The sequence below is a fragment of the Spongiactinospora gelatinilytica genome, assembly GCF_003236385.1.
GTDB classification, from domain to species: domain Bacteria; phylum Actinomycetota; class Actinomycetes; order Streptosporangiales; family Streptosporangiaceae; genus Spongiactinospora; species Spongiactinospora gelatinilytica.
The window spans coordinates 1-11858 of sequence record NZ_POUA01000243.1; the positions used below are offsets into that span (position 1 = coordinate 1).

Annotated in this window: 6 protein-coding genes; 2 read left to right on the forward strand and 4 right to left on the reverse strand. The window is 67.9% G+C overall.

All coding sequences use genetic code 11. From position 1 onward, the window contains the following. Positions 1–105 precede the first annotated feature (105 nt). Complete coding sequence (locus C1I98_RS25980) at positions 106–1440, forward strand: HNH endonuclease family protein (RefSeq protein ID WP_111170052.1); 1335 nt, start codon at positions 106–108, stop codon at positions 1438–1440. Between the two features lie 169 nt (positions 1441–1609). Here the strand turns inward: C1I98_RS25980 and C1I98_RS25985 are convergent, their stop codons facing one another. From C1I98_RS25985 to C1I98_RS26000, 4 genes are read right to left on the reverse strand one after another with little or no spacing between them, the layout of a single operon-like run. Next, positions 1610–4552 (reverse strand): pPIWI_RE module domain-containing protein, encoded by a 2943-nt coding sequence (locus C1I98_RS25985; protein ID WP_111170053.1) that lies wholly within the window; start codon positions 4550–4552, stop codon positions 1610–1612. 7 nt (positions 4553–4559) lie between these two features. Next, complete coding sequence (locus C1I98_RS25990) at positions 4560–8132, reverse strand: pPIWI_RE_Z domain-containing protein (protein ID WP_111170054.1); 3573 nt, start codon at positions 8130–8132, stop codon at positions 4560–4562. Continuing rightward, positions 8125–9273 (reverse strand): pPIWI_RE_Y domain-containing protein, encoded by a 1149-nt coding sequence (locus tag C1I98_RS25995; RefSeq protein ID WP_111170055.1) that lies wholly within the window; start codon positions 9271–9273, stop codon positions 8125–8127. The genes C1I98_RS25990 and C1I98_RS25995 overlap by 8 nt, the downstream gene beginning before the upstream one ends. After that, positions 9270–10886, reverse strand: a complete 1617-nt coding sequence (locus C1I98_RS26000) for a PD-(D/E)XK nuclease family protein (RefSeq protein ID WP_158558180.1) — start codon at positions 10884–10886, stop codon at positions 9270–9272. Before C1I98_RS26000 ends, C1I98_RS25995 begins: the two co-directional genes overlap by 4 nt. A 98-nt stretch (positions 10887–10984) precedes the next feature. Here C1I98_RS26000 and C1I98_RS26005 point away from each other — a divergent pair. After that, positions 10985–11858 (forward strand): serine/threonine-protein kinase (locus tag C1I98_RS26005; RefSeq protein ID WP_146607627.1); only part of this gene is annotated, 874 nt, incomplete at its 3' end.

Here is an 11858-nt window from a genome sequence, read left to right on the forward strand (position 1 = left end):
TCAGGGAGGAACACTTCCTGCCTCTGCAACTTCATCAGCAGCAGCAGTGATTCCCGATAGCACCAGTCTCACTGGTAGAACAGCATGTAGGCCTCTGGTTGGTGGTTGATCTTGGTCGACAACCCTTTTAGCAGGGGCCTCCTCTACTTCTCGATCAAGAACGGGGATCTGCAACCAGCCTGTGACCTGTGCTTCCGCGGTGAAAAACGCTCAGTGCAGCAGAAGCTCGTCCTGCGGCGAATCGAAGAGTCGCTGGGCAGCAAGGAGCGGGTGGACCTCGCCGATAAACGCATCACCATCGAGCACGTCCTGCCGCAGTCCCTGACCGCTGATTGGCTGGGTGAGCTCTCCGACGGGGGAGACGACGCCGATCTCCTGCATCGCCAGCTCGTACACACTCTGGGCAACCTCACGCTCAGCGGCTACAACTCCGAGCTGAGCAGCAACTCCTTCGCTGCCAAACGCAAACAGCTTGGCCAGAGCGGGCTGGTGATGAACCAGGAGATCGCCGCCTGCGAGCGCTGGGGGAAGGCCGAGATCCTGGCCTGTGCCGATCGCCTGGCGGACCGGGCGATAGCCATCTGGCCCGGGCCGGAGGAGTCAGGCCGGGGCAGCGCCGCCTCTCGCGACTGGACACAACTGCACAGCGCCTTGGCCGCGCTGCCGACCGCTACCTGGACCTCGTACTCGGACCTCGCCGAGCTGATCGGCTCGCATCCGGTGCCCGTCGGGGTACATCTGGCGAGCGTCCCAGTGCTCAACGCGCATCGGGTCCTTACCAGGTCGGGACAGGTGTCCGACGGTTTCCGCCAGGTCGATCCCGACGACGATCGAGACGTGCACGAGGTGCTGCGCGCGGAAGGGCTCGTCTTCGATGAAGCCGGACGCGCCTCCGCGGACCAGCACCTCAGCGTACGTGACATCGCCGAGCTACTCGGCCTGCCCATCGCCGCGGATCTGGCCGAGACCGAGGCCGCCGGCGATGAGTCCCTTTCGCCGCAAGGGCTGACGGCACTGGAGCAGTGTTTTCTGCGTCAGCTCAATGATCAGAACGGGCCGCAGGCTGCCGGCGCGGTTCAGCGGCTGCTGGAGCACTGGCGTTCACGGGGTGGCGAGCTTCACTACGGCACTTCCGCCAACGCCTCGTGCGCGCCGATCATCAAGGTCGGAAGACAGTCCCTGTACGCCATCCGCTTCTACGCCAAGAGTGCCGAGATTCCCTTCGGACTGCTGCGCAACCGCAAGCCGTTCAACGATCCGGCGCTGCGAGAGGAGCTTCGGCAGCGGCTCAACTACGCACCCGGCGTGGACATTCCTGTCGCCAAGCTGGAGCTGTATCCCTCCACCAAGAACAGCCAGCTGGCGAGCGTCGTGGTGTTTGACGTGGTCATTGCGGCGCTCGACTGGTTCAGGGCCGCGGTGACCGCATCGGAGGGGTGACCGGGTCCGTGGCCTGTTTGTGGAACGGTGAGGCACCGGGCCAAGATCATTTGGAGGCCCTCCAGGCACGCGATGGGTGGTGGATGAGCTCTCTCGGCGAAGGACCCTTCGCCGAGAGAGCGAAACAGCCGAGGGAAGGCCGTCGATGACCAGGCTTCCGGCCTATATTTCACACGTCAGGTGACGCTTGCCGATCCTCCTCGGGATACGGCTCCGTGAAGAGTCCTGCTGCCATGTCCAGGGTGGTGCCGTCACCTGCTGAGATCACGTCGGCATCTGTGGGTTGCGGATCCTCGACAGCGGAAGCCTCATCGTCGAGCTCCTCCGCGAGCGTCGGCAGGACATATTCCTGGCCGAGCCCCGCGAGATGCAGCGGCAGGGGCAGAGCGAGGGATTGCGGGTAGTCCGGCGGCTGACGCAACTGATGCACGGCGAGCGCCAGCGATTCCGGCTCGTCACCGTCGTCCTCATGGCATCCGAGAATCGCGATCTCCACCAGCCCGGGATTCCAGCCTGGGATGCTGGTGTCGATTCTGGTATCGCCCTTGTCCTCGCCGCCGCGGCGAGGGGCCAGCTTGTCAGCCGTGATAGCCGAGGTCTGAAACTGGACGGGCTTAGGGGTGGTGCTGTAGAAGACGCGGCTTCCGCCGTCGCACTGCGGCACCCACAGATGGGACGGCAGCCCGTTCGCCTCGTCCTTCGGGTTGACGCCCCACCACTGAGGGGTCTCCCGGCCCTGCGCGGTCCGCACGCGGACGAGCCGCAGATCCGGGTGCAGCCGGCGAGCCGGAGCGTGGCCGTCGCGGATACGGTCTGGTTCCACGCGGCCGTCCTGCAGCCACGTCCAGTGCGAGCGGGCGTTCTGCCCGTGGGCGAGGAGCAGCGTGGGAACGCCGCGCAGGGAGCGCAGCATTTTCTGCAGCCACTCCTCCGTGTTGCGCCGCTGCTTGTCCATGGCGCGGTAGCTGCCCGGCTCGCCGTGCTCAGCGCCGGGTACGGCGACCTCCGCGAGCCGCGTCAGCTTCAGCAGCAACGCGGGGTACGGAATCCACTTATTCGCCTCGGGATCCCATCCCTGGACACCGGCGATGCCGCTGCCTGATCGTTGCGGAGTCACGAGTACAGCGATCGGGACGTGCGCCGCCCACCGATTGCGTGCCGTGCGATTTTTTCTGACGAGCCAGACCGCGGCGTACCGTAGCCCGACAGGCAGTTTCTCACCAAGGCTATGTTCGGGATGCACCCGGATGCCGAGCTGGCGCAGGCCGTCGTCCCAAGCCATGGAAACGCGGTGATCGAGGGTCTTCACCGAGTCGTATCGCCCGGCCTTCTTGGGCACCGTCACGAACTGGGTGACCGCGCCGGCGTCTGCGAAGCCGAGCCTGAGCGCGAACTTGGGGTCATGGTCGCCGGTCTCGAAGTCGGCCCTGCGGTCGAGTTCCACCAGCGCCAGCGTGGGAGTCGTGCCCGCGATGTCGTGGGCCAGCCAGGAGCGGGCACTGGCCCGCCGGTCACGGACGGCCGCGCCGATCGCCGAGGAGGTACGGGGCTTCCCCTTCGGAGGGAGGGCAAGCCCTTCTCCAAGGCCTGCCGTCAGCTTGACGCAGCGCAGCCGCACGGTGAGCTCGGCGGACTGCCACTCAAGGGTCACCGGGTCGCCGGGGCGTGCGGCCTCGTACTGCGCTTCGGTGAAGACGCCGCCCTCGCCTTTCAACCCGAGGCGTTCGACGAGTCCTGTGACCGCTGCCTCGCGTAGCTCACAGGTTTGCCAGAGAAGTCGTGCCTCCAGTGTGGGAAGCGTTCCCGGATCGGCCTCCGGGGTCAGCAAGGACATCGCGAAGGCTGTGCCTGCCCGCCGTTCCTCAGCCCTGCGGGCGTCTTCTCCAGGCTTACCCTCCTTCTTTACGCCGGTGGGAGGAGCATTTAGCGGCTTGGCAGATTTCACGCGCCGTGTGCGGACCAATGCGGAGGTCGCCCGCACATCGGGAGAAAGGGCTTGCTCAGCCCATTCGGTGAGCTGAGATCGTTGATGCGACATGAGGCCCGCCTTGACCTGGTGGCTGCCCATGGCCGTGCTGTACACGATGCCCGCGCGCAGCCCTTGGTCCAGCCACTCCTCCGGTTGGGAAAGGATGTCGTCCGCGCCGGGGAACGGCTCGGCCAGCGAGATTCCGCGCAGGATGCCGGTTGGCCCGCCGTTCACCCAGCCGGTGGTCCACTCTCCTCGTTCTTTGTCCCAGCGGCGTTCCACCTTGGCCAGGGCGTACCGCTCACTGAGCGGGGCGCCCGGCACATACGGCACCCGCGGGCGCAACAGCACAGTCGTCCTACGCCGGTACGGCAGGTGGACCCTACCGGTTGCCGAGCTGACCCGCGTTGCCCAGCGACGGATGCCGAAGTGCAGGTGAAATCGGGGGAGAGGGTCGAAGGGAACGGTATGCAGGGTGATGTTGAGAACGACCGAATACCACCAGGTACGTGTGCCGGACGGGGACGGAAGCGGTTGAGAGACCAGTTCGGCGCCCTGGTCGCGAGGACCGCGCGGCACGGCGCGGAAATGGAGTCGACCGGCCGCGTGCTCGTACGGGCCGAGGGCCAGGACACGTCTTGCCAGCCAGTCGGTGCTGAGCGGGAATTGATGCGCGAGAGGTGCGGCCGTGCCGCCGACCGGGGTCGTGGGGCAGCGGAGCAGTTCGGCGTCGACCGGTTCCCAGACGGGCGGGGACGCTGACAGCTCGGCGCGGACGTCCTTGAGGAAGGCACGGTGTTCCGGCTCCGGCCGTAGGTCTCCCAGCCAGCGGTCCAGCAGCGCACGAAAGACAGGGGCAGGTAGCGGGTCCGCGACCCCTTCGGGTACGTACAGCCAGTGCTCGGACGGACGGGGCAACACCAGCAGATCGGGAGCGAAGGCCTGGATCACCTGCTCGAAGCGGTAGGTGGGCACCGTGCGGTAGAGCTCGGCTCCTTCGGGACGGCCCAGGTTGCAGAGCGCGAGGACTGCCTCGCGCCAGTTCTCGGGGAAGCGTAGCGCGCGGTAGCGGCCCACCATGGTGGCCTCCGGCGAGACGGGTTGCCAGGAGGAGGTGCGGATGAAGTCGTAGTTGACGGGCACGGTGTCCTCAGCGGTGGTGTTCGAGGTTGGACAGGGCGTTGTACAGCGGCTGGTAGAGCAGCCGGGCGAGGGCCGGGTCCGCCGGGTCCGTGAATGCCGCAGGGCCGGCTTTGGCGTCGAAGTATGGGGTGAGGATGGAGCGAAGGGCCGCGAGGAGGCCGTCCTCGAGGGGAACGGGGCCCGTGGCACCGGGGGACAGCGCGCGGGCCGTCTTCGGGGCGAAACTGGCGTCGACGAAGACGACCCGGGCAGGCACTCCGCCCCGTACGAGCCGACCGATGACCTGCCACATGGTGACCAGCTGATCCCAGGCGAAGGCCCGCTTCTCCCAGGGTGACAGCCGTGAGTAGACGTAGCGCCGGGACAGCAGGCGACGCCATTCCTGCCGCGCCTCGTGGCGAAAGTCGAGCCCGGCCCGGTCGAGGCCGGTGGCCTTGGCGACGAGTTCGCCGAACGTGGCCGGTCCCGTGCGGTTGTCGGGCCGCCTCTGGTCGCGGACGAAACGGCAGACCCAGTCGTTCACGGCGAAGATCGCCAGCGCCAGGTCGTCAGGACGGGGATGCGGCCGGGCCAGGAACAGGGCGGTGCCGAAGGCCGCGTTGCGATCGGTGTTGAGGATGTTGTGCCCGCGCTCGACTGCCAGCAAGGGCGCCACCAGCAGTTCGGCATCGTAGTCCTCGGCGAACATGGCGAGGTCGCCCCGCCGCAACGTGGTGGCGTGCTCCGCGACCGCCGGGTCCGTGCCTCGTACGGACTGATCGAGGTCGGCGTCGTCGGCGGCCAGGACCCGTACCCTGCCTCGCCAGCGGTCCAGTCTGTGCAGCGTGTCGGCGACGGCGTTCGCCTCCTTGTAGCTGCCGACGAGCAGGATCGCCCGGCGCCGGTTGTCGTCTCCGACGAGAGCCAGCTCCTCCTCCAGCGGGCTCGCTCCGCCACCTCGTCCGGGGCTACCCAGGCGCATGGCGAGAGCCCTGGCGGCCGCTGGCCGGACCTTGGGGTCGGTGCCGGACAGGCTCATGGGCGTTCCGTCGGCGTCATAGAGGAAACGCGTGACGAACCGCGACCGTCCCACCGCCTCGAGCGAGCGTTCCGAGGGCATGAGCACGGCGCCCACAGGTGCCAGGACGTGGGCGCGGGTCGACGCTCCGGCCCAGCTGGTGCCGGACATGAGCACCACGTGCGGGCCCGGGCGTCCCTGTCCTGGGTCCGCGCCGAGCTCGTGGAGGGAGAGAAGCAGTTCTCTGCCCACGCCCGCGCACCGGAAGAAGCGCAGGGTGCCACTGTGGTTGCCGTCCTCGTCGCGTTCCCGCTCGTCCGGGAGGTACTGGAAACCGAGGACGTTGCCCATCGGGGCCTCGGGAATGAGCGGCGCGTAGTCGAGCGGTGGTCGCCTGGCCAGCTCGTTGCCGGTGGAGTCCAGCCGAAGGGCGGCCTCGACCTGGGGCCAGAGGAACGTCAGGCGTTCCAGCCGCTGGTGGAGAGCCGACAGCACGAGCAGGAACTCCAGCCGCCGGCAGGTCAGGTCGCGCCAGGCGTCGTCCCGCGCGGAGGCAGGCGTGCCCCCGATCAGCTTGTCGAGCAAGGTTTTGACGCGGGCGCGGGTACGGGCCGTATTGAGGGTGTGCAGGAGGTCGCGCGTGGTGTCGATCAGGTCGTCGGTGCTCGTGTGGTACGGGCCGGAGTCGCCCAGCGGATCGTCGCGGAAGGCATCCAGGAGTTTCGTGAGCTGCGCACGGAGAGAGCCCTGGAAGGGATGGCTCTCGTCGGCGTCTGGCGAATCGTCGTCGTAGGGCTCGTACAGCTGCCGCTCGTCATGCACACCTTCGGGGCCCGGGTGCTGCTCGTCGAACCAGTCCCCGAGTAGCTTCTCCTGCAGGGTCCACGGGCTGAAGTACTCGATGTCCGCCCACTCACGCAGCTCCTCACCGGAGATGAGCAGCCGGTAGAGCCGGTCGGTGGCGGCGGTGACGACGGTCAGCGCCGAGTTCCACCGCTCGATGTCCTGGTCCGTGAGGGGCAGTCGGCCGCGCCGCGAGAGCTCCTCGATCTTGTGGGTGTGCAACTGGTCGAGCCAGGATTCGGGGCCAGGGGAGACGAGCGTCGCAGAGGGAGCGAAGATCTCGTCCAGCTTCATCTGGACCGAGTCGGCCTCGTCGACGATGACGATGTCACTGAGCAGACAAGCGAGTTCGAGATGGCGCAGCCGCTCCTCGTTCAGGTGCTGCGGGACGGCGCTCTGCACGAGGCTCGCCGGGTTGGCGACCCAGATCAGCCCGTCGACGAGATTGCGCGCCGCGCGGTGACGCGGGCACCTCGCCCACACCGGGCAGCCCCGCTGGCTGCCCCGCAGCTCGTCGGCCGGGCGTTTCTGCGCGGCCTGGCCTGGCTGATACGGCTCAGGTAGGACGATGTCGGCGGTGTGCTGAACTTTGCGCTGCTCCGGGTAGAGAGCAGTGCATGGCGCGTCGGCGTATCTCAGAGGCTGGATGGCCTCCGTACTCCGCAGCGCATCGATCACGCACGCCGTGCTGAGGTCGTCGAAGCCCGCCGCGTCGTGGTCGAGAAGGTTGTCCAGGCCGCGCGAGGCGAGCCGCCGATGCAGCCGCTGCACATGGGTCTCGCGCGTGGTGGGTCCGAGCACCGGTACGGCGGGCAGCTCCAGGTCGTTCAGCAACTCGCAGAGCCGCAGCTGCTCGGCGACGTCGCCGACGACCAGGGTGATGCGCAGCTCCCGTTGTGCGGCCCAGACCGCGACGAGCGTCATGAGCGTGCTCTTGCCCGCACCCACCATGCCGGCCAGATGCATGAGCCCGTTGAGATGGATATTGTCCCGTTCGCTGAAGGTCCGGCCGTCGGCATCGCGAGGTGCGAACCGCAGCTCGCTGATCCTCTCTTCCCAGTTACCCGGTCGCTCCACATGCAGCTTCCGTTCTTGCTCATCCATCCAGACAGCCGTGGCGAGCAGCTCGGAGCGCTTGATCGTCAGTGGGGCACCTCCGCCCGGCCGCCCTTGCACCAAGTCGTGACCGGGGACGGGATCGAAGACCAGAGCCTCGGGGATGGTGACGGACGTGGGACGGCGGCGGTCCATGAAACCGCTGCGTCCCGCAGGGGCTAGGGAAAGTGGCTTGCGCGCGTGTTTCGGCAGCCTGGCGAGCGCGTCGTCGTAGGCCGTGACGCGGTCGAATGCGATCGCCGGGGTCAGCTGGAGGGCTGGGCCACCGTCCTCCGGGACGTCGTAGGCGCGCAATCTCGGAGGTACCTGGCGATACAGGTCCAGGGACTGATGCCAGGCGCGGCGCCGGCGCAGCGTCCAGAGCAGGTGTCGGGCGGCGATGAGCATGGTGTCATGCTCAGCCGTGCGGGCCAGGCCTGCCGCGCGGGCGAAGGGGTAGCCACCGAGTAGCGTGTATACGCCTTCGGCGGGCTCTCCCGGGGCCAGCCGCTGCAGGAGCCGGAGAGCCAGTTCGACTTGGCACAAGTGAGCCGGTTTCATGCCTTGCAGCTCTACGGCCAGGCCCTTCCAGACCTGACCGAGTTCGCGGCTGACCAGTCGGTGCCAGCTTTCGCGGTCACGCACGAGTGTCGCCCTTCTGCTTACGGACCCGGGCCCTGGCCCGTCCGATCAGATCTGTGTCGGAGAGGAGAGGCAGATCACGGGCCTGGGAGGGGCGGTTCCGCTCGTATACGGAGACGTAGTCCCGCCTGGCTGCGACCCGGTGATGGGGTACGATCCAGAACGCCTCGTCGTACGGCGGCTCCTGCGGTACGAGGCGGGCAGAACGGCCGAGGAAGAGCGGATTCGCCCAGTCCTTCACGTCGATGGCCCAGCGGTGACCATCAGGGAAGGTGACGAGCAGGTCGTAGGCGTCGTAGCCCGGCCACATCCGCACCGCCAAGCCCAATGCCGACAGCTCCTGCTCCAAGGCTGCCTCGGCACGACCAGGCCCGGTGACGAACTGCCGCACCGGCCGCTCGACCTGGTGTACCTCGCCCATCTCCTCCGGACGCAGTCGCCTGCCCAGGGGAGCCGGTCCCTGGCGGCGGCAGCGGTCGCGCTCGCACCACCACTCCCCGTCATGGACGGGAGTGAGCAGTGTCAGACAGCGTGCGCAGCAGACGTACTCACCGTCGTACCGGTAGCTGTCGGAAACCGGGAGGTAGATGCGCCGGATCAATTCATGAACCGGCTCCAGGACCAGGTCGTTGAGGACCTCGAAGCTTTCCGGCGCGGTCAGGACGGGGCGGTTGACGAGCAGGCCACGGAAGGCGGTGTAGGCCTCCTCCTCCCCGAATGCCCGACACAGGCGCAGCGCGGTGTGGATGATCTCGCGGTCGCGGAAGGCCAGCGCGCTGTCGCGGGTGCGCTCGGCCCATTCGTGGCAGAGCTCGGTCGGCCGCCCGGAGTCCGGGTCAAGCAGCCGGTCCTCCGGGCCGATCGCGTCCGCGGGCAGGTCGACCGGCCAGTCGGTGAGGGGCACGTCCTTGCACCATGACACGAGTTCGGTGAGGCTCGCCGGGGGTGTGGCTTCCCTGAGCAGGCAGGCCAGGACCGTGCGGTCCAGCGCTCGCTGGGCCTCCGGCGGGTAAGGCAGGGTGAATGCGTCAAGCCCGGTCTGCGCGTCGAGCGCGAGCATGGCGCCGGCCAGCGTACGGACCAGTGGAATGCCTTGGTGAGCGGCCCAGTCCGCGGCGGCGTCAGGCAGCGTGTCGGCGGTCATCGGGGTTCTCCTGAAGCGGTGCACCAACGGCGGACCTCGCAATCAGCGCAGTGGTCGCCGGGACTGGGGGAGTAGGTTTCGTCGCTTGCCCATCCGGCGGCGAGCCCGGCGACGATCTCGCCTGCCTCGTCGCGGGTGGCCTGGTCGAATGGGTCGAACTCCTCGCAGACTGACCCGTTCTCCCGGAGGATCTCCAGCTCGATCCGTGAGCGGCGGGGATCGCCGCCGGGGACGCCGGCCGCCATCAGCAAGACGGCCAGCGCGAGCTGTGGATATTCGCGGAGCAGGGAACGGCCTTCCCAGGTGCGGCGCGACGCGGTCTTCGTCTCACGCCACACCCAGCCGCCCGCTTCGGTGTAGAGCAGGTCGGGGTCGGCGATGACGACCACATCAACGACCGGGTCGTAGGCGGCCAGACGCCACTGGGTACGAACAAGTTCGCTCTCCGGCAGCCCGTCGAGCGGGCAGAAGGCGCGATGCTCTTCGACCATGCGGACAGCGGGGCCCAGTTCCGCTCCCGTGAGGCCCGGCAGCTCGGTAGGAAGAGGAACGTTCCGGCATGGAGTACGGGCATCTTGGCCGTGCCGATCGTTCAGCCAGGCGTCGACGGCGCGGCCACGGCGGATCGCCTCGTTCTCGGTCCGGCCGTCCTTGATGTACAGGGCCCGGGTCAGATGGAAGCGCGCCGGGCAGGACTTGTAGGCGCGCAGGTCGCTGATGGAGACGCTGCGCCGCTTACGAGGACGGCGAGGGGCAGGTACGCCGAGCAACCCTGGAACTTCTGGAAGAGCTGTGCAGCCGAGCAGTCCTTCACAGGTGGTGCAGTCCGACCCCGGGCGCAGAGCCTGGCCGTCGAGTACGGCGGCATACCGCTCCTTCGCGTGTTCCTCGAACTGACGTACGGCCTCTTCGACATCCCAGTCCGCCAGGACGAGGGGCTTGCCGTCTGCGAGGCCGACGCCGATGACACGGACCCGCTGCGGCTGGACCGCCTCGTTCTCGACCTTCCGGTAAGGCTCGCCGAAGGACCCGCGAGCCGGTACTCCGGTCGCCGCGATCGCGGCGGCCGCCGCGATCTCCGCCTTCGACCGGTTCTCCTTGGCCGAACCCATGGACGGAATCCAGATTTCCCGCACCGAGCCGTCCCGGGTGGCGTACCTTCGGCACCAGGCGGTGCGCTCGTACTGCACAACCCCCCTCGTGTCCGGCTGACGCAGCCGGCTCAGTCCCACCCACTCAGCGGTCACGGGCAACGTGACCGGGTATCCGGCGGTCTCGTGGCGCGCCCGAGCGGCGAGGTAGGTCGGCACGGCATCGAGTGCCCACGCGCGGTGGACGGGGTGACAGTTGCGGGTGTGCCGGTCGTCCGCCAGCACGGCCTGCATGCTGCCGCCATGGTGCTCGATTGCGTCGAGCATGCTCTGCACTGGTGTGAAGAAGAAGTCCTGGACGGGCTTCCTGCGGGAGCGTTCGGGGGCCTGCGTCAGCAGCGGGCGGGCTCGTAGGGCCCTTCCCCAGGCGCAGGCGTCTGCTTCCGAGCGCAGCAAAGGCAGGCCGATCCTGACCACGTCGGATCGACCGCTGAGGCCGGAAGGCATCGGGAGAGTGCTCACGACTACAGAGAACCGCACCATGTGAACTTAGTCAAGCGATAGTATGGACTTTGCCTTGGTAACGTATAGGCGTGAACACCACTCAGTGGGAGGACGCGATGCGGCCGGGAGACGTGCTCTTCGAGAGGTTCCGGATCGGTGCCAGCCTGAAGACGGGCGGCATGGCGCGGGTCTGGCTGGCCGAAGACTTGCACTCGGGGGAGACGGTGGCGGTCAAGGCGCTCGGTCGCGACTACTGGTCCTCTGGGTACGACGTCGATGACCGGAGTGTCCGCAGCGAGGCGCTCAAGCGCTTCGAGCGAGAGCGGGATCTCCTGGACAAGTTCGCAGGCCATGGCATTCCGCGACTACTTGACTACGGCTTTCTCCGTAGGGATCCGTGCCTGGTGATGGAGCTGATCCAGGGAAAGAACCTGCGTGACTTCCTCTCCCTCCACCAGCCGCCGCCGATGGTCGCGGCCGCCGCGATCGGCGTGCAGATCCTGGAGATCCTCGACAGGATTCACAAGGGCGGTGTCGTGCACCGCGATCTGAAGCCGCAGAACGTGGTGCTCGCGAACAGCGGCGTCGTCCACCTCATCGACTTCGGCATCGCCCTGCCGACCGACCCGCAGGCCACCCGCTACACTCGCTACGGCCACACCCCCGGTAGCACCGGCTACATGGCGCCGGAGATCATCCGCGGTGTGAAGAACCCGACCCCCGCTGCGGACCTCTACGGCTTCGGCTGCATGCTGTACGAGTTCGTGACCGCGAAGCAGGTGTTCGGCGAGCTTGACGACCGCAGCATCGAGGACCAGCACCGCAGCGATCTTCCGCCGCGTCTCGACCCCGCGCGGCATCCTGTGGGTGCCGACCTGGCCGACCTGACGTGGGGGCTGCTGCAGAAGGAGGCCACCAGCAGGCCGAGCCTGGCCGACGGGCTCGAGGTGCTTCGTCGTTACCTTCCCCGGCTCGGGGACCCCGCCCCCT

Bases quoted from the DNA above. Each gene is read 5' to 3' on its own strand.
- C1I98_RS25995 (WP_111170055.1), bottom strand. From the start codon at position 9,273: ATGACCGCCGACACGCTGCCTGACGCCGCCGCGGACTGGGCCGCTCAC.